At 66.6% G+C, this 26,032-nt stretch carries 24 protein-coding genes; 15 read left to right on the forward strand and 9 right to left on the reverse strand.

The window, feature by feature from the left end; genetic code table 11:
* Positions 1-57 precede the first annotated feature (57 nt).
* Genes BLV63_RS06465 through BLV63_RS06475 form a run of 3 tightly spaced genes read left to right on the forward strand, consistent with a single transcriptional unit; the run spans position 58 to position 3,218 of the window.
* A complete protein-coding gene (locus BLV63_RS06465) occupies positions 58-1,056 on the forward strand; it encodes an ABC transporter substrate-binding protein (protein WP_066211340.1) in 999 nt (332 codons plus the stop codon).
* Positions 1,057-1,084: 28 nt separating this feature from the next.
* A complete protein-coding gene (locus BLV63_RS06470; RefSeq protein WP_066211338.1) occupies positions 1,085-2,305 on the forward strand; it encodes a pyridoxal phosphate-dependent aminotransferase in 1,221 nt (406 codons plus the stop codon).
* 49 nt (positions 2,306-2,354) lie between these two features.
* Complete coding sequence (locus BLV63_RS06475) at positions 2,355-3,218, forward strand: polyphosphate kinase 2 family protein (protein WP_066211336.1); 864 nt, start codon at positions 2,355-2,357, stop codon at positions 3,216-3,218.
* 43 nt (positions 3,219-3,261) lie between these two features.
* Here BLV63_RS06475 and BLV63_RS06480 read toward each other — a convergent pair whose 3' ends face one another.
* Positions 3,262-3,486: an exodeoxyribonuclease VII small subunit gene (locus tag BLV63_RS06480; RefSeq protein WP_066211334.1), complete on the reverse strand. Its 225-nt coding sequence runs from the start codon at positions 3,484-3,486 to the stop codon at positions 3,262-3,264.
* A gap of 1 nt (position 3,487) precedes the next feature.
* Positions 3,488-4,831: an exodeoxyribonuclease VII large subunit gene (gene xseA / locus BLV63_RS06485; protein ID WP_082724021.1), complete on the reverse strand. Its 1,344-nt coding sequence runs from the start codon at positions 4,829-4,831 to the stop codon at positions 3,488-3,490.
* A 141-nt stretch (positions 4,832-4,972) separates the two neighbouring features.
* Between xseA and BLV63_RS06490 the strand changes: the two genes are divergently transcribed.
* The gene (locus BLV63_RS06490) at positions 4,973-5,863 is read left to right on the forward strand and encodes a hypothetical protein (RefSeq protein WP_066211333.1); all 891 of its coding nucleotides are present in this window, start codon (positions 4,973-4,975) and stop codon (positions 5,861-5,863) included.
* An 18-nt stretch (positions 5,864-5,881) separates the two neighbouring features.
* Here BLV63_RS06490 and BLV63_RS06495 read toward each other — a convergent pair whose 3' ends face one another.
* The gene (locus tag BLV63_RS06495; protein WP_066211331.1) at positions 5,882-6,460 is read right to left on the reverse strand and encodes a MarR family winged helix-turn-helix transcriptional regulator; all 579 of its coding nucleotides are present in this window, start codon (positions 6,458-6,460) and stop codon (positions 5,882-5,884) included.
* 126 nt (positions 6,461-6,586) lie between these two features.
* Here BLV63_RS06495 and BLV63_RS06500 point away from each other — a divergent pair, with 126 nt between their 5' ends.
* From BLV63_RS06500 to BLV63_RS06510, 3 genes are all read left to right on the forward strand, one after another.
* Positions 6,587-8,800 carry an MMPL family transporter gene (locus BLV63_RS06500; RefSeq protein WP_082724020.1) on the forward strand — a complete coding sequence of 738 codons (2,214 nt, stop codon included), beginning with the start codon at positions 6,587-6,589 and terminating at the stop codon, positions 8,798-8,800.
* Positions 8,801-8,923: 123 nt separating this feature from the next.
* Positions 8,924-10,009 carry a 4-hydroxy-3-methylbut-2-enyl diphosphate reductase gene (locus tag BLV63_RS06505; RefSeq protein ID WP_066211328.1) on the forward strand — a complete coding sequence of 362 codons (1,086 nt, stop codon included), beginning with the start codon at positions 8,924-8,926 and terminating at the stop codon, positions 10,007-10,009.
* A 180-nt stretch (positions 10,010-10,189) separates the two neighbouring features.
* Positions 10,190-11,035: a PhzF family phenazine biosynthesis protein gene (locus BLV63_RS06510; RefSeq protein WP_066211325.1), complete on the forward strand. Its 846-nt coding sequence runs from the start codon at positions 10,190-10,192 to the stop codon at positions 11,033-11,035.
* A 60-nt stretch (positions 11,036-11,095) separates the two neighbouring features.
* Here BLV63_RS06510 and BLV63_RS06515 read toward each other — a convergent pair whose 3' ends face one another.
* Positions 11,096-12,295 (reverse strand): DNA recombination protein RmuC, encoded by a 1,200-nt coding sequence (locus BLV63_RS06515; protein WP_066211323.1) that lies wholly within the window; start codon positions 12,293-12,295, stop codon positions 11,096-11,098.
* Between the two features lie 78 nt (positions 12,296-12,373).
* Here BLV63_RS06515 and ychF point away from each other — a divergent pair, with 78 nt between their 5' ends.
* Both ychF and BLV63_RS06525 read left to right on the forward strand, forming a co-directional pair.
* The gene (gene ychF, locus BLV63_RS06520) at positions 12,374-13,459 is read left to right on the forward strand and encodes a redox-regulated ATPase YchF (RefSeq protein WP_066211998.1); all 1,086 of its coding nucleotides are present in this window, start codon (positions 12,374-12,376) and stop codon (positions 13,457-13,459) included.
* 529 nt (positions 13,460-13,988) lie between these two features.
* A complete protein-coding gene (locus BLV63_RS06525; protein WP_066211321.1) occupies positions 13,989-16,454 on the forward strand; it encodes a hypothetical protein in 2,466 nt (821 codons plus the stop codon).
* A 134-nt stretch (positions 16,455-16,588) separates the two neighbouring features.
* Here BLV63_RS06525 and BLV63_RS06530 read toward each other — a convergent pair whose 3' ends face one another.
* Positions 16,589-17,944, reverse strand: a complete 1,356-nt coding sequence (locus tag BLV63_RS06530) for an LGFP repeat-containing protein (protein ID WP_066211319.1) — start codon at positions 17,942-17,944, stop codon at positions 16,589-16,591.
* Positions 17,945-18,035: 91 nt separating this feature from the next.
* Between BLV63_RS06530 and BLV63_RS18650 the strand changes: the two genes are divergently transcribed.
* A complete protein-coding gene (locus BLV63_RS18650; RefSeq protein WP_175533607.1) occupies positions 18,036-18,293 on the forward strand; it encodes a hypothetical protein in 258 nt (85 codons plus the stop codon).
* 314 nt (positions 18,294-18,607) lie between these two features.
* Here the strand turns inward: BLV63_RS18650 and BLV63_RS06540 are convergent, their stop codons facing one another.
* The 3 genes from BLV63_RS06540 to BLV63_RS06550 all read right to left on the reverse strand — a co-directional run bounded on the left by BLV63_RS06540 (position 18,608) and on the right by BLV63_RS06550 (position 20,077).
* Entirely contained in the window at positions 18,608-18,868 is a 261-nt protein-coding gene (locus BLV63_RS06540; RefSeq protein WP_066211317.1) for a hypothetical protein, read from the reverse strand.
* A 160-nt stretch (positions 18,869-19,028) separates the two neighbouring features.
* Entirely contained in the window at positions 19,029-19,421 is a 393-nt protein-coding gene (locus BLV63_RS06545; RefSeq protein ID WP_066211314.1) for a hypothetical protein, read from the reverse strand.
* Positions 19,422-19,522: 101 nt separating this feature from the next.
* Positions 19,523-20,077: a TetR/AcrR family transcriptional regulator gene (locus BLV63_RS06550; RefSeq protein WP_066211312.1), complete on the reverse strand. Its 555-nt coding sequence runs from the start codon at positions 20,075-20,077 to the stop codon at positions 19,523-19,525.
* Between the two features lie 117 nt (positions 20,078-20,194).
* Between BLV63_RS06550 and BLV63_RS06555 the strand changes: the two genes are divergently transcribed.
* The 5 genes from BLV63_RS06555 (at position 20,195) to BLV63_RS06580 (ending at position 25,415) form a co-directional block, all read left to right on the forward strand.
* On the forward strand, positions 20,195-21,628 hold the full coding sequence (locus BLV63_RS06555) for an MFS transporter (protein WP_066211310.1): 1,434 nt from the start codon (positions 20,195-20,197) through the stop codon (positions 21,626-21,628).
* Between the two features lie 227 nt (positions 21,629-21,855).
* Positions 21,856-22,833, forward strand: a complete 978-nt coding sequence (locus BLV63_RS06560; RefSeq protein ID WP_066211308.1) for an alpha/beta fold hydrolase — start codon at positions 21,856-21,858, stop codon at positions 22,831-22,833.
* Positions 22,830-23,894, forward strand: coding sequence for a GNAT family N-acetyltransferase (locus BLV63_RS18765; RefSeq protein WP_217640442.1), 1,065 nt, complete (start codon positions 22,830-22,832; stop codon positions 23,892-23,894). The genes BLV63_RS06560 and BLV63_RS18765 overlap by 4 nt, the downstream gene beginning before the upstream one ends.
* Positions 23,895-23,966: 72 nt before the next feature.
* Entirely contained in the window at positions 23,967-24,830 is an 864-nt protein-coding gene (locus BLV63_RS06575; protein WP_066211306.1) for an AraC family transcriptional regulator, read from the forward strand.
* 48 nt (positions 24,831-24,878) lie between these two features.
* A complete protein-coding gene (locus BLV63_RS06580) occupies positions 24,879-25,415 on the forward strand; it encodes a hypothetical protein (protein ID WP_066211303.1) in 537 nt (178 codons plus the stop codon).
* Positions 25,416-25,440: 25 nt separating this feature from the next.
* Here the strand turns inward: BLV63_RS06580 and BLV63_RS06585 are convergent, their stop codons facing one another.
* Entirely contained in the window at positions 25,441-26,031 is a 591-nt protein-coding gene (locus BLV63_RS06585; RefSeq protein ID WP_066211300.1) for a histidine phosphatase family protein, read from the reverse strand.
* Between the last annotated feature and the right edge of the window lies 1 nt (position 26,032).

The raw sequence follows: 26,032 nt of genomic DNA on the forward strand, positions 1-26,032 counted from the left end.
GGATATGCTGGACAGGCTCTCGCACCGTCCTGAACGCCCTCTCGAAGGAGTGCCCCCATGGCCCCGTTGCGTCCGTCTGCCGTCGTCCGGACCGTGATGGCCGCCGCCGTTCTGGCCTGTCTGCCGGCCTTCACCGCCTGCACGCCCGGACAGCCCACCCCGAGCCCCGCGGTGACGAGCGGCGCGCCCCAGCGGCCGGTCGTCGTCGGCGCGCTCGACACGGCGGAAGGCGCGGTCCTCGCGGAACTGTACTCCGGCGCGCTCCGCTCGGCCGGGGTGCCCAGCAGCGTGAAGCTGAACGTCGGAGGCCGCGCTGCGACGCTCGAAGCCCTGCGCTCGGGCCGGGTGCAGCTCGTCCCGGCCTACACCGGCAGCCTCCTGGAGGCCCTGGGCGGCACCACCAAGGACACGGGCGACGACGCGGTGAAGTCCGGCATCTCCGCGGCCCTGCGGAAGCCTCTGGCCGTCCTGGACGCCTCGGGCGCGCAGGACCGGGAAGTCGTGGTCGTCACCAAGGTGACTGCCGAGAAGTACCAGCTCAAGACGCTTGAGGACCTGGGGAAGGTCTGCTCCCAGACGGTCTTCGCCGCCGCGGCGGACTTCAGCGGCGGGGCGTACGGTTCCCAGGCGCTGAAGAACGCGTACTCCTGCACGCCCAAGCGGGTGCTCACGTACGGCATGAAGAGCGGTCCGGACGGCGGCCCGTCGCTTCCGAACCCCGACGCGCAGCCCGATGCGGCGCTCCCGCAGCCGCTCAAGTCGCTCCTGGAGGATGAGGCCCAGGTGGCGGTCCTGCTCAGCACCGACCCCGCGATCACGGACAACGACCTCGTGGTCCTGGAGGACAACCGCAGGGCCCTCCTGCCCGAACAAGTCGTTCCCGTGGTGGACGAGGGCGTGCTCCCGGACCGCGCGCGGGACGCCGTCAACAACGTCTCCCGGACACTCACGGCGGACGATCTGGTGGCGATGAACCGCGCCATCCGGGGCGACCAGGCCCGAACCCCTCACGAAGTCGCCGTGTCCTGGCTGAAAGAGAGGGGCATCACAGGGTAGAACGTGTGTCATATGGCATATTTGGTGAATGGCAGAATTCAAGCAGTCCACCAAGCTTCACAACGTCCTCTATGACATCCGGGGACCGATCCTTGAGGCTGCCCAGCAGATGGAGGCCGAGGGACACAAGATCCTGAAGCTGAACATCGGCAATCCGGCGCCCTTCGGCTTCGAAGCGCCGGACGCCATCCTGGTGGACATGATCCGCCACCTGCCCCACGCCCAGGGCTACAGCGACTCCCGTGGCATTTTCTCCGCGCGCACCGCCGTCTCGCAGTACTACCAGACCCGCGGCATCCAGAACATCGGCGTGGATGACATCTACCTGGGCAACGGTGTCAGCGAGCTCATCACGCTGTCCCTCATGGCGCTGCTCAACGACGGCGACGAGATCCTCATCCCCACCCCGGACTACCCGCTGTGGACCGCATCCGTGAGCCTCGCGGGCGGCTGGCCCGTTCACTACCTCTGTGTGGAGGAGGAGGGCTGGGCTCCGGACATCTCGGACCTGGAGTCCAAGATCACCGAGCGCACCAAGGGCATCGTCCTCATCAACCCGAACAACCCGACGGGCGCCGTGTACCCGGAGAGCACCGTCCGGGCGATCGTCGAGCTCGCGGACAAGCACGGTCTGGTGGTCTTCTCCGACGAGATCTACGAGAAGATCCTCTACGACGACGCCGTGCACGTGAACACGGCTAAGATCACCGGCGACGACGTCCTCTGCCTGACCTTCAACGGCCTGTCCAAGGCGTACCGCATCTGCGGTTACCGCGCGGGCTGGATGGCGATCTCCGGGCCGAAAGCCGCGGCCAAGGACTTCCTGGAGGGCATCAACCTCCTGGCCAACATGCGCTTGTGTGCCAACGTCCCCGGCCAGCACGCCATTCAGACGGCGCTGGGCGGCTATCAGAGCATCAACGATCTGATCCTGCCCGGAGGCCGGCTCCTGGAACAGCGGAACAAGGCGTACGAGCTGCTCAACGCCATCCCCGGCGTCAGCACCGAACAGGCCCGCGGTGCGCTGTACCTGTTCCCGAAGCTGGACCCGGAGGTCTATCACATCCGGGATGACGAGAAGTTCGTCCTGGATCTGCTCCGTGAGCAGAAGATCCTCGTGTCGCACGGCCGTGCCTTCAACTGGGTCCGCCCGGATCACTTCCGGATGGTCACGCTGCCCGCCGTGCCGGACATCGAAGAGGCGATCGGACGCATGGCCGAATTCCTGAGCCGGTATCCCGGCAACTGATCGGCTCGGTCGCTCAACAGCCCGCACATCCTGGGGAAGGAAAAGATCGATGGCATCGAAGAAGAGTCCGGTGGACTTCAAGCGTGACCCTGCGAAGACCCTGAAGGTGGGGGAGGGGTTCAGACTCGCGGACGTCGATCCGGATTCCGCGCCGGGATTCCCGGGCCGGAAGAGCGACGGCGCCGCCCACCTGGAGCGTCAGGACGCCCTCCTCGCGGGGCTGCAGGAGCGCCTTTTCGCGGCGTCGAAGGGCGGTTCCCCTGAGCGGGTCCTGCTGGTGCTCCAGGCCATGGACACCGCGGGCAAGGGCGGCATCGTCAGCCACGTGGTGGGTGCGATGGATCCTCAGGGCGTGCGCCTCAAAGCCTTCAAGGCCCCCACCGACGAGGAGAAGTCCCACGACTTCCTGTGGCGCATCGAGAAAGAGGTTCCCGGCGCCGGCATGGTGGGCGTCTTCGACCGCTCGCACTACGAGGACGTGCTCATCCACCGGGTGCACGGCTGGGCCGACGAAACCGAGCTGGAACGCCGCTACGCCGCCATCAACGAGTTCGAGGAACGCCTGATCGCCGAGGGCACGCGGATCGTCAAGGTCATGCTCCACATCTCCAAGGACGAACAGAAGGAGCGCCTTCTGGCCCGACTGGAGGATCCGGCCAAGCACTGGAAGTACAGCACCGGGGACCTCAAAGAACGCGGATTCTGGGAGGACTACCAGGCGGCGTTCCAGGCCATGTTCGAGAAGACGTCCACCGCGGCGGCACCGTGGTACGTCGTGCCGGCGAACAAGAAGTGGTACGCCCGCATCGCCGTTCAACAGCTGCTGATCGACGCGCTCGAGGACATCGATCCGCAGTGGCCGGCCGCCGACTTCGACGTGGCCGAGCAGATCGCCGCCGTCGAAGCGTCCTGACCCGGAACAGGATCGGCGGTCCGCGGGGGATCGGCCGGCGGCGTCAGACCTCGGCGTCGGGCTGAGCGGCCTTGAGCCGGGCGCGGGCGCCCTCCAGCCACTCCTCGCAGCGGGCGGCCAGTGCCTCGCCACGCTCCCAGAGCGCCAGCGAGTCCTCCAGGGTGCTTCCGCCGGTTTCGAGGCGCTGCACCACGAGGAGCAGTTCTTCGCGGGCCTCCTCGTAGCTGAGCGCGGTGACGTCCGGTGCGGTGGTGGTCTTCTCGGCCATGTCAGTTCCTCACGTCCTGGGAAGCGGTGCTGCTCCCGGTCTTCTTCTGCTGGGTGGTCTTGCGGGGGCGCGGGGCGGTCCCGGACGACGCCGGGGCGGTCGCCTGTGCCGTGAACTTGCCCCCGGCGACGCGGATGAGCAGGTCCCGGCCGCCCTCGGTCTGGGCGGGGTCGCGGACGATCGCGCCGGAGTCCTCCCTGCCGTCGAGATGGACGACGGCGTACCCGCGGTCCAGGGTCTTCTGCGGCGAGAGCGCCAGCAGCTGGGCCCGGAGGTGGGTGATCTGATCCTGGCCGCGCGCCAGGGCGGAAGTGAGCGCCGTCGTCGACGTCTGGCGGAGTCGCCGCAGCTCGTCGGCGCGCGAGTCGACCATGGTCAGGGGCTGCGCCAGGACCGGCCGGGAGCGAAGCTGCTCCAGACGTTCCGACTCCCGCTCCACACGCTGGTGGATGACCCGGCGCATCTGATCACGGGCGTAGGCGAGACCCGCGAGCTCCTCGGCGACATCGGGGACGATCCTCTTCGCCGCATCCGTCGGGGTCGAGGCGCGGAGATCCGCCACGTAGTCCAGCAGGGGGTTGTCGGCCTCGTGGCCGATCGCGCTGACCACGGGCGTCGTGGCGCGGCTGACGGCCCGGATGAGGTCCTCGTTGCTGAACGGCAGCAGGTCCTCGAGAGAGCCACCACCCCGCGCGATGACGATGACGTCCACGTCGGGGTCGGCATCGAGGTCGAGGAGGGCGGCCGTGACCTGGCCGACGGCCGTGACACCCTGAACGGCGACCTCCCGGACGTCGAATTCGACGGCGGGCCAGCGGAGCGCGGCGTTGCGCAGCACGTCCTTCTTCGCATCCGAGTCGCGGCCCGTGATGAGCCCGATGCGATGCGGCAGGTAGGGGAGCGGCTTCTTCAGTTCGTCGGCGAACAGGCCCTCGGCGGCCAGTGCCTGCCGCAGCCGTTCGATCCGGGCGAGCAGATCTCCCAGGCCCACGGGCCGGATGTCCCGCACGGACATGTTCAGACGGCCTGTCTTGAGCCAGAACTCCGGCTTGAGCTGGGCCACCACCCGCGAGCCGCGCTCCAGGGTGGTGTCCAGCCGGTTGAGGTTGTTGGCCCAGATGGAGGCCGGAAGTGAGACCTCGGCGTCGACGTCGCGCAAAGTCAGATAGGAAGCGCTGCCTCGATGGTTCAGTTCGATGATCTGGCCTTCGACCCACGCCATGGGCGTGCGATCGATGTGGGCCTTGAGCTTCTCCGACAGGAGGCGCAGAGGCCAGGGGTTGTCCGGGGAGGTCTCGCCCGCGGTGGCGGGCAGGGCCGCAAGGCTGTCCTGCGGTTCGCTCATGTGCTGTCCTCACTCTCGCCGTTCCTCCCTTCACCCTATCGAGGAGCGAGGACATTTTCGTGCCGACTAGACTGGCTGATGACCCCGGTGACCTTTCCGCAGGTCCCGCCGACCCGCTTTCCCGCCAATAGAAAGGCCACGGTGCGTACCACCATCGCCGTCCTCGCGGCCATCCTGTCCTTCGTCCTGACCCTGATCGCGGGTCCCGTGCTGTGGCTGGACAAGAACGTCGTGGACCGGGCGGGATTCGTGCAGACCATGAGCCCGCTCGGCCAGGACGACTCCTTCAAGAAAGACCTCGCCACGGCCATCGGCCGGCGGGTGGCGGCGGAAGTGCCCGTGCCGGAACAACTCGATTCCGTGGTGGGCAAGGCGGTGACGGCGGCCGCGAACACCATGTTCGACCTCCCCGGCTACCCCGATGCCTGGAACGCCACGCTCGAGCGCAGCCACGCGCTGACCATCGGCGCTCAGTCGAAAACGTCCACGACCGCCTTCACCCTCGACGTCGCGCCGCTCGTGGATCTCGTGGTGAACGAGGCGAACAAGAAGCTCCCGGTCAAGGTTGCAGGCCCCAAGGTCGCGCTCATCAGCATGGGCGACCTGAGCCAGCGGCAGATGATCGAACCGGTCCTCAAGATCGCCCCTTACGGCACCCCGCTGGCCATTGGCGCTGCGATCGCCTTCCTGCTGGCTCTCGTCAGCGCGCGACGCCGGGGCGCCTTCCTCATGGTCGCCGGCGTCGGGCTGGTGGTGATCGCCGTGATCTGGAAGGTGGTCGCGTTCGCGGGCGTCACCGTGCTGAGCCAGAGGATGAGGGGCGAACTCGAGGGGGTGGTCCTCACCCGCGTCGGTGACGTCGTCACGGCGCAGGTCGATCAGGCGTTCCTGCCGTTCGTCATCGCCGGACTCGCCGGATTCGTGGTCGGCATCGTGATCGAGTCGGTCCGGCGCCGGAAAGAGATCCGCCGGGTCAGCGCCTCCGCGCCGCACGAGCAGGACTACGACGACGGGTTCCTGCCCGGTCGCTGACCGCTCCCGCCCCAGGAATCACCCGGTGGCTGTCCCGTCCCAGATCTCCGGGGACGGGGTGATCTCCCGCGCCATCTCCTGCAGGAACCGGCTGACGACTTCCCGCTCCTCGGGCGTCAGCCCCGCCGCGACGCCGAATCGGCGCGCCTGCTGACGGCCGACGGTGTTCATCGCCGCGGCGCGGGTCTCTTCGGTGACGGTGATCGCCAGCGCCCGGCGGTCGCTGGGATGCGGCTGGCGCAGGATGTGGCCGGCCCGTTCCAGACGGTCAAGGAGCTTGGTGGTGGACGCAGTCGAGATGTTCAGGTGCGTCGCGATGCCGCCGGGGGTCGCCACGATGCCCTGGTTGCGCGCCACGATCAGATAGTGGAGCGCCCTCATGTCCGACTCGTTGAGGTTCATGTAGCGGCGCGAGGCCTCGGACAGTTCGTTCTCCGCCGCGCGGAGCGCTGCCATCGCCTCCATCAGCCGGTTGATCTGCTGGAGGTCGTCTGCGGACACGCCCGTCCTGTCGACCAGTTCTCCCTGCGGGTCGCTGGCTTCGACGTGGTACACGGAAGCGGGTCCGATGCCCTCGCCTTCGACAGAAAATGTCATAGATCAAGATTACTCCTTGGCTTTCTTTCAACCCATCTAATTGCTAGCCTGGCTAGAAACAAGGCAATGGAAGTAAGTCGGCGGACGAGTCGACGGCCCTTCCGATCGGGATGATGAGGGCTGGACATGGGAACACATCGCATCGCGGACGCACCGCCTCGTGAACAGGGGACGGCTCCGTCCTCCCGGGCCGGGAGCGGGCCGGCCCGCTGGATCAGGATCCTTCTTCCGGCATTGCTCATCGTGGGATGGCTCGTGGCCGGAAGTGTCGGCGGGCCGTACTTCGGCAAGGTGGACGAGGTCTCCTCCAACGACCAGACCACCTATCTGCCCTCGTCGGCCGAGGCCACGCAGGTCCAGCAGTTGCTGCCCGGCTTCAACGAGCAGGACCGGATCCCGGCCATCGTGCTGTTCAGTTCCGACACGGCGCTCGGCCGGGACCAGGCCCGGGAGATCACCGCGGCCCTGCAGGCGCTGAAGGGCCGTGAGGGCGTGATCGGGGACATCTCGCCGGCCATCCCGTCGGAGGACGGGAAAGCCGTCCAGGCGTTCGTGAGCATCGACTCCTCCGCCGAGGTGGGCGCGGTGGTCGAAGATCTGCGTCAGGACCTGCGTCAGACCGTCCCCTCCGGCGTCACCGTTCAGGTGACCGGACCTGCCGGGTTCACCGCGGATCTCCTCGAGGGTTTCTCCGGGATCGACGGGCTCCTGCTGGCGGTCTCCCTCGTTGCGGTCCTGATCATCCTGGTGGTGGTCTACCGCTCCTTCCTGCTTCCCCTGGCGGTGCTGCTCAGCAGCGTCTTCGCCCTGTGCGTGGCCCTGCTGACGGTCTGGTGGCTGGCGAAGGCGGGCGTGCTGCTGCTCAATGGCCAGACGCAGGGCATCCTGTTCATCCTGGTCATCGGCGCGGCCACCGACTACTCCCTCCTTTACGTCTCCCGCTACCGGGACGAACTGGCCCGCGGCCATGAGCGCTGGGCCGCCTCCCGCACGGCGCTGCGACGGTCCCTTGAGCCGATCGCCGCCTCCGGTGGAACCGTGATCGCGGGCCTGCTGTGCCTGCTCCTGAGCGATCTGAAGTCCAACAGTGCCCTCGGCCCCGTGGCGGCCATCGGGATCGTCTTCGCGATGCTGTCGGCTCTGACCTTCCTTCCGGCCCTCCTTTACGTCATGGGCAAGGCCGCGTTCTGGCCGCGCCGTCCGCGTGCCGTGGACGACGACGGCGACGCGGCCTCGGCGCCCACGCGCCGGACCGTGTGGGACCGCCTCGCGGTGGCCATCCGGCGTCGTCCGCGGCTGATCTGGAGCAGCACCGTGGTGCTCCTCGTGGCCGCCTGCTTCGGGCTGGGAGGGCTGCAGGCCTCCGGGGTGCCGCAGTCGGATCTGGTCCTCGGGAAGTCCGAAGCCCGTGACGGCCAGAAGGCCCTGGGCGAGCACTTCCCGGGCGGCTCGGGCAGCCCTGCGCTGCTGGTCGTCCCCGCGGACCGCTGGTCCGAGGCCGCCGCCGTCGCGTCCCGGGAACCGGGGGTCCAGTCGGTGAGCGTGAGTTCCAAGGAGGCCCCGGGCGGGTCGATTCCGTGGACCCCGCCAGGGGAGAAGCCGGCGGGACGTGCGCCCCAGACCTCCAAGGCCGCCCCGACCGAGGCGGACGGCCGGGTGCTGCTCCAGGCGACCCTCCGGGACGCCCCGGATTCGCAGGCGGCGGAGGACACCGTGGTGGCCCTGCGGACTGCGCTCGGTCGGGAGGTTCCGGGCAGTCTGGTGGGTGGCGTGACCGCCACGGCACTGGACACCAACACCGCCTCGGTGCACGACCGGAATCTCATCATCCCCGTGGTGCTCGGCGTGATCTTCGTGATTCTGGGCCTGCTGCTGCGCTCGATCGTGGCGCCGCTGCTCCTCATCCTGAGTACGGTGCTGTCTTTCGGAGCCGCGCTGGGAGTCTCCGCCCTCGTGTTCAGTCACGTGCTGCATTTCCCGGGGGCGGACGCGTCGGTGCCGTTGTACGGGTTCGTCTTCCTGGTGGCACTCGGCATCGACTACAACATCTTCCTCATGAGCCGGGTCCGGGAGGAGATGAAGAAACACGGCTCCCGGGAGGGCCTGCTCCGCGGGCTGAAGGCGACGGGCGGAGTCATCACGTCGGCGGGTCTGGTCCTGGCGGCCACCTTCGCGGCGCTGGGCGTGATCCCGATCCTCTTCCTGGCACAGATCGCGTTCATCGTGGCGTTCGGCGTGCTGCTGGACACCTTCGTGGTCCGGTCGCTGCTGGTGCCGGCGCTCAGTTACGAGCTGGGCCGGTGGATCTGGTGGCCCTCGCGGTGGTCGCGGAAGGCATGACCGTCGGTCGGGGAGCCGTGCACGGCCGATGGGGGGCCGTGATGGCACGCCGGCGGCCTCCGGGGGACGGCTGGGACGCAGCTCACCCTCGGAGGCCCGGCCCGGTTCAGTAGAATGGATGTCATGACCTCGGCCGCCATCTCTGTGCCCATGCCCTCCATCCCGCGTAAGCGCCGGACCCGCGAGGAAGTGGAGGCCGCTGCGCCCGTCACCGCTCCGAAGAAGGTCCTGCTGGCCGCGCCGCGTGGCTACTGCGCCGGCGTGGACCGTGCCGTGATCGCGGTCGAGAAGGCGCTGGAGCACTATGGTCCTCCCGTCTATGTGCGCAAGCAGATCGTCCACAATGTGCACGTGGTGACTTCTCTCGAGGAGAAGGGCGCCATCTTCGTGGAGGAGAACGACGAGGTGCCCGAGGGCGCCCTGGTCATCTTCTCCGCTCACGGCGTCTCTCCGGCCGTGGTGCAGTCCGCCGAGGACCGGGGCCTCCGGACCATCGACGCGACGTGCCCGCTGGTCACCAAGGTTCACCGCGAGGCCGTGCGCTTCGCGAAGGACGATTACGACATCCTGCTCATCGGCCATGACGGCCATGAGGAGGTCGAAGGCACCGCGGGTGAGGCTCCGGAGCACATTCAGATCGTCAACGGGCCCCATGAGGTGGACCAGGTCACGGTCCGCGACCCCGACAAGGTCATCTGGCTCTCGCAGACCACCCTCAGCGTGGACGAGACCATGGAGACCGTGCGTCTGCTGCGCCAGAAGTTCCCCACCCTGCAGGATCCGCCCAGCGACGACATCTGCTACGCCACCACCAACCGCCAGGTGGCCATCAAGAAGGTGGCGCCGCAGGCCGACCTCGTGATCGTGGTCGGTTCGGCGAACTCGTCCAACTCGGTCCGCCTGGTGGAGGTGGCCCTGGAGTACGGCGCCAAGCGGTCCGAGCGTGTGGACTACGCGAACCAGGTCGATGAGGCGTGGTTCGAAGGCGTGGCCACCGTCGGCGTCACCTCCGGCGCATCGGTCCCAGAGGTCCTGGTGCAGGACGTTCTCCGCCTGCTGGCCGACTACGGGTACGGCGATGTCCAGGAAGTCGTGACGGCGGAGGAGGACCTGCTGTTCTCCCTCCCCAAGGAGCTGCGCGCGACGCTCAAGGCCGCCGGCGATTCCAGCCGGGCCCTGGGTGGCCGCGGTAACCGGCCCCTGAGCTGACGGATCGTCGCTGACGGATCATCGTCTGACGACTGCTGTCCCCCTGAATCGCGATCGCGTGATTCGGGGGACTCGGCTTTCACGCGCCGTCTTTCAGGCCCCGGCTGCCAGGCATCTGACCTGCGGTGATGCCTGGGTTTCCGGTCAGTCCTTCTTCCTGACGGCTGATAGCCTCGAAGGATGAGCAGGCGATTCAGGCAAGTGGATGTTTTCGGCACGTCGGCGCTGGGCGGGAACCCGGTGGCCGTGGTGCTCGACGGCGAGGGGCTGACCACCGAGGAGATGGTCCGCTTCACTGCCTGGACCAATTTGTCCGAGTGCACCTTCGTCCTGCCGCCGACCACCGACGAGGCCGACTACCGGGTCCGGATCTTCGCACCGGGTTCCGAGTGCCCCTTTGCCGGGCACCCGACGCTGGGAACAGCACGGGCCTGGCTGGACGCCGGCGGGGTGCCGAAGACGCCGGGTGTCATCGTGCAGGAGTGCGGTGCCGGTCTGATCCAGGTCCGGGAAGAGGGCGGCCTGCTGTCTTTCGCGGCCCCGGGTCTGATCCGTGGCGGTGAGGTCGAGGAGTCCTATCTGCAGGACGTCGTGGAGATCCTGGGCATCGAGCGCGAGGACGTGGTCGAGGCCCGGTGGATCGACAACGGTCCCGGGTGGGTAGGGGTCTTCCTGGCGGACGACCGTGCGGTGGTGAACCTTCAGCCGAACGCGAGCCGCCATCCGGGCCGCTGGGACATCGGTGTCCTCGGCCCGTGCGCCGACGGCGACCAGGATGCGTTCGAGGTGCGGGGGTTCTTCTCGGACGGGCTCGGCGGCCCTTTGATGGAAGACCCCGTGACCGGCAGCCTCAACGCGTCGGCGTCCCAGTGGATGATCGAAACCGGCCGTGTGATTGCGCCCTTCAGCAACCGGCAGGGCGGCTGCATGGACCGGGACGGCCGCGTGCATATCAAGGACATCGACGGCGCGCTGTGGGTCGGTGGCACCGCTGAGGTGGTCTTCAGCGGGGCGTACCGAGGCTGAGTCCCGCGGGCTCAGTCCCGCAGGTTCAGCCCCCCAGGCTCCGCCGTCAGGACGCGGCCGTCAGGACGCCGCCCGGTTCTCCTCGTCGAGGAGTTCCGCCGAGGTGAGGACCCGCGGTGTTGTTTCGATGGTGGCCGGGGTGCTGAACTGCTCGGCATCGCCGAGGTTCAGGCTGGTCATCTTGCGGGCGGTGCTCAGGACACGGGTTTCGAGGGTTCCGACGAAGCGGTTGTAGTTCTCCACGCTCGACTTCAGGGACGTTCCCATCTTGGAGATGTGGCCGCCCATGGTTCCCAGACGGGTGTACAGCTCCTGGGAGAGGTCGTAGAGGTCCTTGGCATTCTCGGTCAGGAGTTCCTGCCGCCACGTGACGGCGACGGCCTTGAGCAGTGCCATCAGCGTGGCGGGCGACGCGAGGGCGACGTTGCGGCTGAAGCCGTAGTCGAGCAGGCTGCCATCGGCCTCCAGTGCTGCGGCCAGGAAGGACTCCGCGGGCAGGAAGCACACCACGAGTTCCGGGCTGGCGGGCACGGCGTCCCAGTAGCGCTTGCTCGCCAGGGCATCGATGTGGGCCCGGACCGCCTTGGCATGGGCCTTCATGAGGTCGTTCCTCCGCTCCGGTGAGGACGAGGACCCGCTTTCCTGGGCTTCCAGGAAGGAGCTGAGCGGCACCTTCGAATCCACCACCAGGTACTTGCCCTGAGGCAGTTGCACCACGAGGTCGGGGCGGACCGCGGCGTCACCGGACACCGAGCTGAACTGTTCGTGGAAGTCCACATGGTCCAGAAGGCCGGCGGATTCGACCACTCGGCGCAGCTGGACTTCTCCCCAGCGTCCACGGCTGGCGTTGTTCTTCAGGGCCGAGGCCAGAGAGTGGGTGCTCTCGAGGAGTGCCGCCTCCACCTGACGGGCCGATTGGAGCTGCTCGGAGAGCTGCCCGAACTGGTGCTGCCGGTCCCGCTCCAGGATGGCGACGTGCTGCTGGACGGCGGCGAGTTTCTCGGCCACGGGCGCCAGCGCATGCAGGACGGTGTTCTCCTGCTCGTCGAAGCTGCTGAGGGCCCTGTTCTGGCGTTCGAGCAGTTCAGCACGCGCCCGGGCGTCGGCGAGGGATTCGCGGCTCAGGCCCAGCTGCTGTTCCGCATCCCTCAGCTGGGCGCGCAGGAGGGGCGCGCCGTCGTCGTTCCGGGACCGTCCCCAGAGGAAACCGGCAGCGAGGCCGAGCAGCAGTGCGAGAAGAACCAGCAGGATGTTTTCCATGCTTTTCACTGTGCCATGGGGGACTGACATTAATGGCGGCGGCGGGCCGAGGGGCGGTTCCCGGTATGATGGTTGACCGTGGCTCTTACTATCGGCATCGTCGGACTTCCCAATGTTGGCAAGTCAACGCTCTTCAACGCACTGACCCGCAACCAGGTCCTCGCAGCGAACTATCCGTTCGCGACGATCGAGCCGAATGTCGGCGTCGTCAACCTCCCGGATCCGCGCCTCACCCAGCTCGCCGAGATCTTCGGCAGCCAGCGGATCCTCCCGGCCACCGTGTCCTTCGTGGATATCGCCGGCATTGTGAAGGGCGCGTCGGAAGGTGAAGGCCTGGGCAACCAGTTCCTCGCCAACATCCGCGAGGCCGAAGCCATCGCCCAGGTGGTGCGCGTGTTCGATGACCCGGATGTCATCCACGTCGACGGCAAGGTCGACCCGCGCTCCGACATGGAGACCATCAACACCGAGCTGATCCTCGCCGATCTGCAGACCATCGAGAAGGCCATCCCGCGCCTCGAGAAGGACATCCGCGCCCGCAAGCGTGAGCAGTCCGAACTGGACGCCATCAAGGCCGCCCAGACCGTCCTCGAACGCGGCGACACCATCTTCTCCTCGATCGCCTCGGACAAGCTGGACCTGGACAAGCTCAAGGAACTGAGCCTGCTCACGGCCAAGCCCTTCATCTATGTGTTCAACGCCGACGAGGGCATCCTGGGCAGCGAGGACAAGCAGGCCGAACTGCGCGCTCTGGTCGCTCCGGCCGACTGCATCTTCCTCGACGCCAAGCTGGAATCCGACCTGGTGGAGCTCTCCGAGGAGGAGGCCCGCGAGATGCTCGAGATGAACGGCCAGGAGGAGTCCGGCCTGGACCAGCTGGCGCGCGTCGGTTTCCACACCCTCGGCCTGCAGACCTACCTCACGGCAGGTCCCAAGGAGGCCCGCGCCTGGACCATCCGCCAGGGCGACACCGCCCCGCAGGCGGCCGGCGTGATCCACACCGACTTCCAGCGCGGCTTCATCAAGGCGGAGGTCGTCTCCTTCCAGGACCTGGTCGACGCCGGATCCATGGCCGAGGCGAAGTCCCGCGGCAAGGTCCGCATCGAAGGCAAGGAATACGTCATGTCCGACGGCGACGTGGTGGAGTTCCGCTTCAACGTGTAGTCACGCTACGACAAAGAGCCCCTGTCGTCTTTGAGACGGCGGGGGCTCTGCATTTGATGGTCGGCGTTAGGTCTGCTTACCGGCCTGCATGATCGCTGACTACTGCAGACTCGGCAGGACGCTCGGGAAGAAGGCGATGAGGTCTGAGATTGATGTTCCGAGCAGTGGCGTCCTGGCAACGCGAAAAGATCTGAACCGCCTCGGTTGCAGGCTCACTACGTGCACCGCGGCAGTCGTCATGTTCTTCGTCCACGCCCGGCACCCACGAGGTCGCACCGAAGTTCATGACGGCCGCCTCGAGTATCTATCTCCACGCCGCGCTCTCGGATTTCGGAACCTGAGAGCTCAGGTGGCACGCTCATTCTTCGAAGAGCGAGGTTTCAGAGCCTACCTAGACCCACAATTTCGATGGGGCCGATTTGCGGAGACTTTGCGGGGCCTTGACTGCTACTTGATGGTCGCCCTAGGCCCACTTGGATGAGTCGGGTGAGATAGTCGGGGCTAAAGTTTCTATGAAAAGGGGGGTGCAATGGCAAAAAAGAAACAAGCCCGCGAATTGCCGTCAGGGCGCATCGTAACGGCAGACAACGAAAGTCTTGCCGCGGCCGTCGCGCGTATGGGGGAGACGGTTAGTCGGATGGGCGGGACGACGAGTCTGCAGGACTACGTTGCTCGCGGACCCGAGATCATCGCGGAGCACGTTCAGACCATCGCGGATTCGCTGACGGACGCTGATGCCTTCGACATCATCGAACTCATGCGGATGCGCGAGATGCCGGTGATACTAGACGGCTACCGTGAAAGTCTTGCTGATCAGACGCCGGCAGCGGTCGAACTCGTCGCGCTCATTCTCATCGCCAGGGGCCAGCGCGCGCCCGTGTTGACGCCGACCATCAAGACCCGCCCTGCGGGATTGATTCCCGACCTGCACGAACGGGCGCTCGAAATGCTGATCCTGGGCTCGTTCGCCCTCTTTAGCGCGGGTGAGCGAAACGAATTCGGGCCGCTGACCATGCTGTCCGCCCAGTTCGTCAGCCACGATCTGGCAGTGCAGTTCATGCAGTACGCACACATCAATGACGAGATCAACGAAGAGCTGTTCTCATCACACCACCTCGGTGAATTGCTCGTCGAGACGCTTGGTTTCAGCTACGAGGATTTCTGCGCCGTGCGTGAGGCAATCGTTCGCGTCCACGGGAAGAAGTTCTTGGCCCTCCGCGACACCGTCGGTGAGATATTCGATCAGCGTGACGAGAAAAGGAACGATCCTGAGTCTGAAAAGGAAGCGCGCTCTGCCCTGGTGAGCATGCTGGAGCTTCCTGGGGAACGCGCAACTCTCACGGTTCAAGAGGTGGCTGAGGCCTCAGGTGTCCCTGCGGATCGAACCCAAGCTGTTCTGGATCGTTTCAGCTTGACGTTCAACGGCGCTGACGACGCTCTTGCCGTGGTGACGAAGTTTCTCGGCGGGGATAACCCGTTTCGCTCTGCGTCGCTGGTCAAGGACACCCACGGGAACTACATCTTGACAGGCAAGCCGATCGGCACCGACTGCTTCCGTCAGATCGTCGAAGAGGCGCTCAAGGCGGTCCCCGCAAAATTTCGCCGCTATGAAAAGCGCCGCATGTTCGTGAGCGAGAACCTCGCCCTGAAGCGTCTGGCCGCCCTGCTGGGCTCAGACGCGGCCCACGCGAACCTCAAATACTTCCGCGCCAATCCGGGCATCGAGGTTTCTGAGCTCGGATCCGATGCGAAGGATATCATTTCGATCGCCGAGCAGACTGAAGCCGACGGGCTGTTCATCATTGAGGATGTCGCGATTTGCGTAGAAGTGAAGGCAAAGAGTATCTCCAGTCACGCGCGGCGTGGGCATGTCCAAAGGTTGTCTGCCGATCTTCGGGAAACGATTGGTAGCGCGACCGACCAGGCGCTCAGGCTTGAAAACCATATCAGAACCAATCACGGGCTTTGGCTTGAAAATCGCGAATGGCTGGATCTCTCAGAGATCCGGGAGATTCGCTCGGTGACCGTCTACCTCGACGACTTCGGCCCGCTTTCCACTGCCTTGGACGAACTCGTGCGTGCCGACGTAGTCGGAAGTGATCGTTTCCCTTGGCTTGTGACGTTGCACGACCTTAGCGTCATTGCCGAGGTCATCGATAGGCCAGCGGAGTTCCTACTCTATCTGCGACGTCGCACAGAGTCAGAAGTGTCGCTGAAGTACTCAGCTGTCGACGAGCTCGATCTCTTCATGCTATTTCTCTCGGGCGGCTTGTGGGTTGAACCGGACCCTGATCGGGTAAGTGAAGAGTTCCTTGGCGTTGCGCCTTCTACGGGCAAGGAGCGTCGTCGGTATCAGGAGTCGGCCATTCCCACTCGAGTGATGACTCAAACCGACGAGCTGGACGCTTGGGTTTACTACCAGGAAGGCTCGAGCGGAGTAGAAGTCAAGAAGCCTTCCTTCAGCGTCTTACCGGGCACCGCCCGGATCGTGGACTTCCTTCAGGATGGGCGCAAGCCCGGGTGGTTCCGTTTCAGCGCCGATCTGTTGAACATTGCTGAGGAATCGCAAGAATCGCTATGCGACATGGTTGAACGCTTAGCGTTGATGACCCGACAGGACGGTCTCCACCACAACTCGGTGATGGCATTTGCCGGAGCGTGGGGCTACCCGACGTTGTTCATGGGCACCAAACCTCGAAAGATGTCTATCCAAGAGGCCAGCTACCGGCTCGCGGCCTATGGGTTCGCTAAGAAGCACCAGATTCAGTCGGATCGTGCGCTCATGGTGGTATTCGACGAGGACCAATGCATTAGATCGGTCCTTTATGACAACTCGCCTCCGGAGGAGAATAAAGACCTTGACGGTGCCATTATGAAGATGGGCCTCATCCCCCCTGCCGACATGGGGCGGCCGATCCCACCGTCGGCGCGAAGAGCGACGGTCAGGTTGAATCCGAGCCGGAAGTCGAAGAAGCGGGGCAAACGCGGCCGCTAGCGACAACCCCTGGCAATATCGCACGTTAAGGTTGCTGACCGCAGCGACGTGGTGGAGTTCCGCTTCAACGTCTCGTCCGACACGGAAAGGGCCCCGGCGCCAGTGGGTGCCGGGGCCCTTTCGCCGTCTCTGGGTCAGCGGTACGTGACCTTGACGCCGTACCGGGGGTCCCACGTGAGGTAGCCGTGCTGGAAGAACTGCCGGGTACCCCACACGTTGTTCGGATAGTACTGCCCCATGAGCAGGGGCTGTTCCTCCGTGGTCGGATATCCGAGCCGGCCCCAGGCCCAGTTGAGGGACTGATAAACCCGCGCGTCTCCACCCATCACCCGTTGTGCGCCGGTGGTTTTCGACCACCAGATCATGCCGTTCTGGAACAGCTGGTAGCAACCGCCGCCGGGACCTGAGCAGTTCTCATCGCTGGTGGGGTAGCCGAGTGACTTGCCCGCATACGCAAAAGAGTTGTAGTCGCCCCAGACGAAGTTGGAGCGCTGGTAGGTGCCCAGGATCGAGCCCCAGACGGCGCGAGCGGGGGTCTTAGGGGACCACCAGATCATCCCGTACTGGAAGCGCTGAGAGCACCCTGACTTGTCGACGTTGTTGAAAGTCAGGCCGAAACACTGCTCCGGCCCTGTCGGGTATCCGAGGTGGCCCTTTTCGCCGCCCAGAGCCCGCCACTTGGCGCGGATGGCGCCCTTGACCGGCTGTGAGCTCGTGGCCGGAGTCCACATCACGGTTCCGCCGGCGAATTCCTGGCTGCAGCCGCCCTGAGCCAGCCCGCACCGCTCATCGGCCAGCGGGGGTCCGTACAAGCCGATGGTGATCGCATCGCCGTCCCAGCGGAACATCGCACCCTTGACCACCGTGAGCGAATTCCCCTTGGTGTAAATGGAGGCGCGCTGGAAAGTCGTCTTGCAGTAGCCGCGAGCGTTGTAGAAGTCGCACCTCGAGTCGAGCGGGTAACCTGCCTGACCGGCTTCGCCGCCGAGTGCGCGCCAGCGATTCCATTCCGGGCTGCCGACGGCGACGACGCCCCGCACCGAGGAGCCCTGGGAGTACCTCTGGACGATGGCGTTGTTCCACACGTTGTTCATGTAGCCCACGTACCGTGCGGAACAGCCTCCCTGAGCCAGGCCGCACTGCACCGGAGACAGCCAACGAACGCCGCCACCGTTCGGGCCGTGCGGTTGCAGGTACTGGACGATCGGCTGGCTGCGGTCCAGCACGAATGCGGCGGCTCCGTTGGGCGCCACGATGATGACCTTCTCAAACGCTTGCTGGTATGAGCGGGGCACTGTGAACGAGTAACCGGTCCACTGGTAGTCGGCGAGTTCCTCTTCCGGCATGCCGAACTTCGCATAGCCGCCGTCGGCGAAGTACTTGGCGCCGACGCCCGTCGCCCGGGAGACCCCGTGGGCTCCGAGGGCCGACTTCCAGTAGGCGGTGCCGTACTCGAACTCCTGGGTGCAGAAGGTGCTTGTCGCGCACACCTGAGCCGCACGTGGTTTCCCGTAGAACGGCTCGACTCCATAGCTCCCGTACCAGGCAGTGAAATGGCTGCCCACAGGGATCGACGACGGCGTGGCAGTCGGTTGCGGGCTGGGCGTCGCGGTGGCCGTGGCGCTGGGAGCCGGAGTGGGTTCCGACGTCGGCGGTGCCGTCGGAGCCTCGGTGGTCACCGGGGTCGCGGAGGGAACGGGCGCTGTTTCCGTCGGAGCGGAAGTCTCCGTCGGCGTCGCGGTGGCGCTGACCGTCGGAGTGGGGGACGCCTCCGCCAGGGCGGGGGCCAGTGGCGTCACCAGCCCGCTGCACAAGGCGACCGTCGCGGTCACTGCATAGAGGGCCTTTAGGCCTCTCTGTCGAATGCTGGGCAAGTGTGCCATGGTCCCCCAAAAAAATACCGAACGGCTGGAATGCTGAACGAATGCTATCGGTTGGGGTCGTCGCTGGGAAGGGCGGGAAGTGCGATGATCAGACGCTGGTGTGGTCCACCCTGGATTTCAGCGCGGTTCGACGTCCGCGGCGGCGTCCCAACGCCAGGGCCGGTGCTGAAAGCACGTGATACTCCATATCCGACGGCGACGTGCTGGAGTACCGCTTCACCATGGGCCACGGAGCGAAGGGGAGCCGGCCGGGGCCGGAACCGTCGCCGCTCAGAAGGTGTGGTTGGCGGACAGCTCCGTCTTCGGATAGCGACCGAACTTCGCCCGGTAGGCGTCAATGAGTTCGTGTTCAGTGACCTCTTCACCCGCTGCGAGCCGCGCGAGGTACGGCACGAGCCAGTGGGCGTCACAGGCGTCGAACTCTTCGGCGAAGGACTCCTTCAGCGCATCATCGACGATCACCCATGTGACCCGCAGTTGCCCGCCGACGTTGGCGATGTGAGGCCCCTTCGAGAAATTGAGGAGCGTCATCTCGCCTAGCGGATGGACGCTGATCGACACCGGGTGTGGCCAGCCGGTGGCACCCTCGGGGGGAGTGGCCCAGGACCAGGAAATCCAGTGGTTCGCGCGAGTTGTCAGCCACTCAAGCTCCTTCGTGGTGGGGAAGCGCCTCTCGTTGTGGTTCCCGGTTTCAATCCGCTGAATCGGTCGACGGGTCCGCCGCCGCGGCCTCCGCGAGACCCTTGAGGTGCTTCGTCGTCGCGCGCCTGATCGAGGCCACCTTCGGGTTGTCCACGCGTCCCGGGGGCAGGCTGTCCAGAATCGTGACGTCCGCTCGGGCGGCGAGCGTCAGCAGGCCCCACATGCCGATCGAGTCCAGCTCCAGGTTGATCTCCTGGGGAGTGGCGGCCGCGAAAGCCGCATGGGCGACCGCTTCGACCTCAGGGTCGCTCGGCCTTTTCGCAGCGCCCTTGACGGCGTTCGGCTGATTCGAATAGTTGTCCAGCCCGGTGAGCAGCTTGTCTGCGCGCTCTGCCCCGAGCGCGGCCTCGACCCTCTCCTGGATCGGGTACGTCTCTGTCATGGTCGTCTCCTGGCCTCAGGTCGTCTCCGCGGTGATGTCCGCCGGTACGCCGGCGGGCGTTCACCGCCCATGCTAGACGACCAGGCATCGACCGCGCAGCGTCAGGCCCGCGGCGCCAGGAGCCCGTCCGCGAGGACGTCGAGCATGGCGGTGACGGCCTCCGCAGGCAGGCCACTGTTGTCGGCGACGGCGGCCACGCCGCCCACCAGGCGGCACATCTGCAGGGCTTCCGCATCGGGCCGGAGGTCTGACCCGAGGGCGTCGATGACCCGCTGATTGGCCTGCATGTAGGTCTGGCACTTGGCCTCGTAGGGGGATCCGGCGACTCCGAGTGAGGCGGTGATCCGCGCGGCAGCGCCCTGGTGCGCCGTCAGCATCGCGGTGTACTCGCGGAGCCAGAGGGCGAGCCGTTCCCGCGGAGTCCCTGGCGCCTCCATGGCGGCGTCCACGGCGGCGTTGACCTTGTCCGCCCAGGCCTCGATGACGGCGTCGTGGAGCGCGTCCTTGGTAGGGAAGTGGCGATACAGCGTGCCGGCGCCGATGCCGGCCTTCTTGGCCACCTCGTCCATGGTCAGCGCGTCATAGCCTTTGGCACGGGCCAGCTCCCGGGCCACTTCGACGATCCGGTCACGGTTCCGACGGGCGTCAGCGCGCACCTGAACACTTCCTTCGTGAAAAGTCTTGCGAAAACGGAGAGTGTCTCCGTATAGTGCTAAGCGGAGCAACTCTCCGATTAGTGTACGCCAGTCCCCGTCGTCAGAACAGGACTCCCCATGGCTCCCCTCACAGACACCCTTCTGCCCACCCGGAACCGGGCCACAGCCCGGACCACTTCCCTCGGGCTGGGCCTCGTCATGCTCGCCCAGCTCATGCTCGTCCTCGACGCCACCGTCGTGAACGTGGCGCTGCCCCGCATCGCCACGGACCTCCACTTCTCCCCGGCTCAGCTCAGCTGGGTCCTGAACGCCTACGCCCTCGCCTTCGGAGGTCTCCTGCTGCTTGGCGGCCGCGTCGGTGACGTGCTCGGACGCCGCCGGACCTTCCTGGCCGGCGTCGCCGTCTTCACGCTCTTCTCCCTTCTCGGCGGCCTTGCCACCGACCCGCTCTTCCTCGTGGTCGCGCGCGCCTTCCAGGGCGTCGGCGCCGCGTTCGCCGCCCCGAGCGTGCTGGCCCTCATCACGACCAGCGCCCGCGATGACAAGGCGCGCAACCGCGCTCTGGCCATGTTCTCCGCGATCTCCTCCATGGGTGGCGCGCTCGGCCTCATCCTCGGCGGCATCCTGACGTCGACGGCGGACTGGCGGTGGACGCTGTTCATCAACGTCCCCATCGGCCTGGCCATTCTTGTGACCGTGCCGAGGCTGGTGGCGGAGACCCCGCGCCAGACCGGGCACTTCGACGTCCTGGGAGCCGTCACCGCGACGGGTGGCGCCGTCGCGATCGTCTGGGCCCTGATCCAGGCGGCCGAGGACGGCTGGTCCAGCCCGCTCACCCTGACGGGGCTCGCCGTCGGCGCCCTTCTGCTCGTCGCGCTCGCCGTGACGGAACGACGGGTGGCCCACCCGCTGCTCCGACCGCAGTTGCTCCGCAGCCCCAGCCGGGTGGCGGCGCTCGCCGCGATGGCGGCGACGTACGCCGGAATGCTCGCGATGTTCTTCCTGATGGTGCAGTACCTGGAGGACTCGCAGGGCTACTCGCCGCTCATCACCGGGCTGATGTTCCTCCCCATGCCCGTGGGGGTGTCCACGATGTCCCGGATCGTGCCCCGTCTCGTGGAACGATTCGGTGCGGAACGTCTGGTGAACGTTGGCGCCGCACTCCGGGTGGCCGCCTTTGTGCCGCTGGCTCTCATCGGTCCGCAGACGCCGCTCGCGGTGGTGATCGCGGCACTCGCCTTCACCGGCATCTCAGCCGGCCTCACCTTCATGCCGCTGACCACGCTCGCCCTGCGCAACGTCGACCCGGAGGAGGCCGGCGCCGCATCGGGGCTGTTCCAGACCATGCAGCAGCTCGGCGGCGCGGTGGGCCTGGCCATCGTGGCGTCCGTCTTCGCGGCCTTCGCGATCCCGGGCGATTTCTACGCCGGCGGCCGGGCGGGCTTCCTTGCCGCGACGATCCTCTCGGTCATCGCGCTGCTGTCGGTGCTCGGCCTCGCGTTCCGGACCCGGAGTGCCCGACCGCTGGCGGTCGACGTCGACGCCGTCTGAGCCGTCCGCTCTCCGTTCACGCTTTTTCTTTCACACGCTGACGGGATAGACCCCGGCATCACCTGGTGTCGGGGTTTTTCCGCGTTGTGGGTCGGAGGGCGAGGCCGACGACGTCGCCGTGGAACCGGAGGTCGTGTGGCAGGCTCGTGCTGTGGCACGGTCGACGGCGGCCACGACGACGGCGACCCGTCGCCTCCAGGGGCGCGGCAGGGAAAGGGCGTGACGGCATGTCAGAGGTTCCTCGCGAGTCCGGATTCCTCGAGGTCACCGATGGCCAGCGGATCTACTGGGAGGAGTGGGGCGACCCCCTGGGAACTCCCGTCCTCTATCTGCACGGAGGTCCCGGCGGAGGACTCGGTGCGAGTGGCTATCGGCGCCGGGTGGATCTGGAGCGGACCCGGGTGGTGGGCTTTGAACAGCGAGGGTGCGGACGCTCACTGCCGCACGCCTCCGATCCGCTGACAGACCTCGGGGTGAACACGACGGCCCATCTCATCAGCGATATCGAATCACTTCGTGCCGACCGCGGGATCGATCGCTGGGTGGTCAATGGGGTCTCGTGGGGTTCCACCCTGGCGCTGGCGTATGCCCAGACCCACCCGGACCGGGTGATGGGGCTCGTGCTCGTGGCGGTCACCACGACGAGCCGCCGCGAGGTCGAGTGGATCACCGAAGGAGTCGGCATGATGTTCCCCGAGGCCTGGGACAGATTTGCTGCGTTCGCGGAGGGTTCGGGTATCGGATACCGGCGGGGCGAGGGCAGATTGATCGATGCCTATGCCCGGCTCCTGCGATCCCCGGACAGTGCGCTCCGCGACGCGGCGTCGAAGGAATGGGCGCTCTGGGAGGACACCCACGTGTCCATCGGCGCCGGCGGATTCTCCAGAGACCCGAGATGGGAGTCCGACGCCTACCGCCTCGCGTTCGCGACGCTGACGACGCATTACTGGTCGAACTCAGGGTTTTGTGAGGCCGGACTCCTGGCGGGTATGGCCGGCATCGCGGACATACCCGGCGTGCTCATCCACGGCCGGAACGACGTTTCCGGTCCTGCGGTGACCGCCTGGGAAGTGCATCGCGCATGGCCCGGGTCCCGTCTGGTGATCGATGAGGGGGAAGGCCACGGAGGCGCCGGGATGATCGAGGCGTGGTCGCGAGCGAACGACGACATCCTGGCGGCGGCCCGAGTCCGGGGCATGGCGTGAGCGGCGCAGCCCGCCGGGAGGCGCGGGTGGTCCAGAAGGCCGTCGCGTACGTCATCCACTGCGGCCGACTCCTGGTCTTCACCCACGACGACGTGTCGATCGAGGTCACGGGCGTTCAGGTGCCGGCGGGGACGGTCGAGGCGGGGGAGTCTCCCGTGGAAGCCGCTGTCCGGGAGGTGCTCGAGGAGACCGGCCTGAGGACCCGTGTGGTCCGTGAACTGGGCACGGAGATCTACGATGTGAGGCCGGCCAAGGAGGAGCGTCACCAGCGTCATTTCTTCCAGCTGGCGCCGGTGGGGGACTCCGTCCCGGAACGATGGCAGGCCGGTGAGGAGCATCCGTCCGAGGGGCCGGCGCAGCGCTGGACCTGCTGGTGGGCGCCCTTGGAGCACGGTCACGTGCTGTGCGCGGGCTTCGGGGCCCTGCTGGGGCGGGTCGTGGCTGATGCTGAACGGGCCGCCGGGCCACAAGACTCCGCATCGGAAATTCCCGCGCCGGCGGACTCCTCCACTGCGGGCACCGAAGCATTTCTCCGGCCTCTAACGCTCGAGGACACGCCCGAGGTGCTCGCGGCGTTCCGTTCGAGTCCGGATATGGAGCGCCAGGGTCGGGTGACCACCCTGGAAGAGGCCCAGCGCTACGTCACCAATCTCGTCTCCGCCGACACTCCGCATGACCCCTGGGTCATCGTGGACGGTGAGCGTCTGGTGGGGCTGGTCTGTGTGAGCGTGGACGCGGACAACCGCTCCGGCTGGTTCTGGTACTGGATGAACGCCGCCGCCCGCGGCAGGGGCCTGATGAGCCGTGCCGCGGCGACCATCGCCGACCGTGCTTTGTCGCACAGCGGCCTGGAGCGTCTCGAACTCGGACACCGCCTCAACAACCCGGCGTCGGGTGCCGTGGCGAAAGCGGCGGGCTTCGTCCGGGAAGGAACCGAACGCGGCAAGTTCCTGATCGAGGGACAGCGGATCGACGTCGCGACGTACGGCAGGCTGCGGTCCGACCGTGGGCCTTCCTTCGATCCGCTCGCTGTGCGGTTGCCGAAGGGGCCGCAACCCTGATCGAACCTGACCGGAACTATCGGGTCCCGTCCCCGGCCCGCCCCGGAGAATCATTGGTGTCAGGAGGACCACATGATCGCCACGCTCAACGCCCTGGTCGACCACATCGAGGAGAACCTCGGTGAGCCGATCGACGTCGCCGGATTCGCCCGGCGGCACGGCACCACGGAGTATCACCTGCGGAGGATGTTCGCATCGCTGGCGCAGGTGCCGCTCTCGGAGTACATCCGCAACCGCCGGATGACCCTCGCCGGCGCCGAACTGGCCGCAGGCGCGCCGCATCTCCTCGATGTGGCCGTGCGCTACGGCTACGGGTCGGTCGAGGCGTTCGGCCGGGCGTTCCGTTCCGTGCACGGCGCCAGCCCGTCCGACGTGCGACGCCATGGTGGTCCGCTCAGCACTCACACCATGCTCAGGTTCCGCCTGAGCGTAGAAGGGGGCACGTCCATGGACGTCACCATCACCGAACTGCCCGACCTCATGCTCGTCGGGCATGCCGCTCGGGTCCCGCTCCTCCACGAAGGGGTGAACCCCGACATTCAGGCGCACATCGCCGCGATCCCGGTCGAGGAGCACGTGCGCCTCAAGGCCCTGAGCAACGCCGAACCGTCAGGCATCCTCGCCGTCACCGACGGTGTCGACCCCGACGCTCCGGAAGGATCCCTGCTCACGTATGTGCACGGCGTCGCGGTGGACGCCGGTACGGAGGTTCCCGAAGACCTCGATTCGCTCCCGCTCGACGCCGGCACCTGGGCGGTGTTCGCCGCGCGGGGTCCGTTCCCGGAAACGCTGCAGAATCTGTGGGCCGCGACGGCGACCGAATGGTTCCCGTCGAACCCGTGGCGGCTGAGGCCCGGGCCGTCGATCGTGCGGTACCTGGAATTCACGGAGAGCTTCGCCTCGTGTGAGCTCTGGCTGCCGGTCGAAAAGGGGTGAGGGAGTAGTCCTGTGCGGCCGACGCCGGTCATGGCAGGATCAGTGTCCATGACCGACGTCGAGAACATCACGGATGGCATTGCGCTCCTCCGCACCCTGGAGACGATCCCCACCTGGAGGAAGCCCCGTTGGGGAGATCTTGGCCTGCCCGTCGTCGACCGAGGCGACCATGCCATCTTCCCTCTCGCGATAGCCCCTCTGAGCGAATCCGGTGACGCCGACGCGCTCCTCGAGACCGAGACCATGCTGAGGCGTCACTGCATTCACTTCTACGGCGGCGACTCCTTTCACGCCGAGTCGGTCCTCAGTCCCGACGACGGATACGGGCGGAAGGTGCTCGAGGCCGGAGCCATTCCCCACGGAAGCGCTGTGCTGTGGTGGGGGATTCAGAATCTCGCCGTCGTGCTCGTCCGCGCTGTCGATGAACGACAACGGTTGGAGACCCTCGCCCTCCATGTCCTTCCCAAGGACTGGGTCTGGGAATCCGCGGTGCCCTTGAGCACCAAACGGGCACTGTCTCATGCTCGCAGCATGGCCAGGGACTGCAGCGCCGCTGACGTGCACTGGTCCTGGCCGTTGAGCTGAAAAAGGCCCTTCAGCCGGAAGCGGCTCAATCACTCGGCGGAGTGCATGTTCCGCCCGACAATCTCAGGTGCGGGATCCCGTTCACCCCATCAACCACCCAGTCGTCGTATCTTCCGCGGTGCAGCTCCGTGATGCCGGTGTTCCCGATGTGGAGCTTCATCCAAGCATCCGGAGCGGCTCCGAGCGCGGTGCCCACGAAGGATCCCACCACGAAGGCGTGAGTCACTGCGATCACGGTTCCGGGCTGCTCAGAAACGGTCAGCGCTCGCCAGGCCTCGGCCATCATGACGCCGTTGATGTCGCGTTCTTCCGGAGGGACCGAGCGGAGGTAATCCCACTGGCGCGGAGAGTAGTCATCGGCACGGTCGTCCGACGGGTAGGGGGTGCGATCCTCCAAGAGATCCGAGAGCGTCGGGGGGAGGCCGAGTTTCCGTCCGAGGAGTTCCGCGGTCTCCCGGGCCCTCCGCCGAGGTCCGTGCAGGAGAGTGTTCGCCTGGGAGGTCGCGAGGAGTTCTCCCAGACGTTCAACTTGCTCCCTGCCCATCGGGCTGAGGCCCGGATCGGATTCGTCGGACGGCGCGGCTTCGGCATGTCTGATCAGGAGGAGGCGATCCATG

This window comes from Arthrobacter woluwensis (assembly GCF_900105345.1).
Classification (GTDB): domain Bacteria; phylum Actinomycetota; class Actinomycetes; order Actinomycetales; family Micrococcaceae; genus Arthrobacter_E; species Arthrobacter_E woluwensis.

Bases quoted from the DNA above. Each gene is read 5' to 3' on its own strand.
- BLV63_RS06465 (WP_066211340.1), top strand. From the start codon at position 58: ATGGCCCCGTTGCGTCCGTCTGCCGTCGTCCGGACCGTGATGGCCGCC.
- BLV63_RS06470 (WP_066211338.1), top strand. From the start codon at position 1,085: ATGGCAGAATTCAAGCAGTCCACCAAGCTTCACAACGTCCTCTATGAC.
- BLV63_RS06475 (WP_066211336.1), top strand. From the start codon at position 2,355: ATGGCATCGAAGAAGAGTCCGGTGGACTTCAAGCGTGACCCTGCGAAG.
- BLV63_RS06480 (WP_066211334.1), bottom strand. From the start codon at position 3,486: ATGGCCGAGAAGACCACCACCGCACCGGACGTCACCGCGCTCAGCTAC.
- xseA (WP_082724021.1), bottom strand. From the start codon at position 4,831: ATGAGCGAACCGCAGGACAGCCTTGCGGCCCTGCCCGCCACCGCGGGC.
- BLV63_RS06495 (WP_066211331.1), bottom strand. From the start codon at position 6,460: ATGACATTTTCTGTCGAAGGCGAGGGCATCGGACCCGCTTCCGTGTAC.
- BLV63_RS06500 (WP_082724020.1), top strand. From the start codon at position 6,587: ATGGGAACACATCGCATCGCGGACGCACCGCCTCGTGAACAGGGGACG.
- BLV63_RS06505 (WP_066211328.1), top strand. From the start codon at position 8,924: ATGACCTCGGCCGCCATCTCTGTGCCCATGCCCTCCATCCCGCGTAAG.
- BLV63_RS06510 (WP_066211325.1), top strand. From the start codon at position 10,190: ATGAGCAGGCGATTCAGGCAAGTGGATGTTTTCGGCACGTCGGCGCTG.
- BLV63_RS06515 (WP_066211323.1), bottom strand. From the start codon at position 12,295: ATGGAAAACATCCTGCTGGTTCTTCTCGCACTGCTGCTCGGCCTCGCT.
- BLV63_RS06525 (WP_066211321.1), top strand. From the start codon at position 13,989: ATGGCAAAAAAGAAACAAGCCCGCGAATTGCCGTCAGGGCGCATCGTA.
- BLV63_RS06540 (WP_066211317.1), bottom strand. From the start codon at position 18,868: ATGACGCTCCTCAATTTCTCGAAGGGGCCTCACATCGCCAACGTCGGC.
- BLV63_RS06545 (WP_066211314.1), bottom strand. From the start codon at position 19,421: ATGACAGAGACGTACCCGATCCAGGAGAGGGTCGAGGCCGCGCTCGGG.
- BLV63_RS06555 (WP_066211310.1), top strand. From the start codon at position 20,195: ATGGCTCCCCTCACAGACACCCTTCTGCCCACCCGGAACCGGGCCACA.
- BLV63_RS06560 (WP_066211308.1), top strand. From the start codon at position 21,856: ATGTCAGAGGTTCCTCGCGAGTCCGGATTCCTCGAGGTCACCGATGGC.
- BLV63_RS06575 (WP_066211306.1), top strand. From the start codon at position 23,967: ATGATCGCCACGCTCAACGCCCTGGTCGACCACATCGAGGAGAACCTC.
- BLV63_RS06580 (WP_066211303.1), top strand. From the start codon at position 24,879: ATGACCGACGTCGAGAACATCACGGATGGCATTGCGCTCCTCCGCACC.
- BLV63_RS06585 (WP_066211300.1), bottom strand. From the start codon at position 26,031: ATGGATCGCCTCCTCCTGATCAGACATGCCGAAGCCGCGCCGTCCGAC.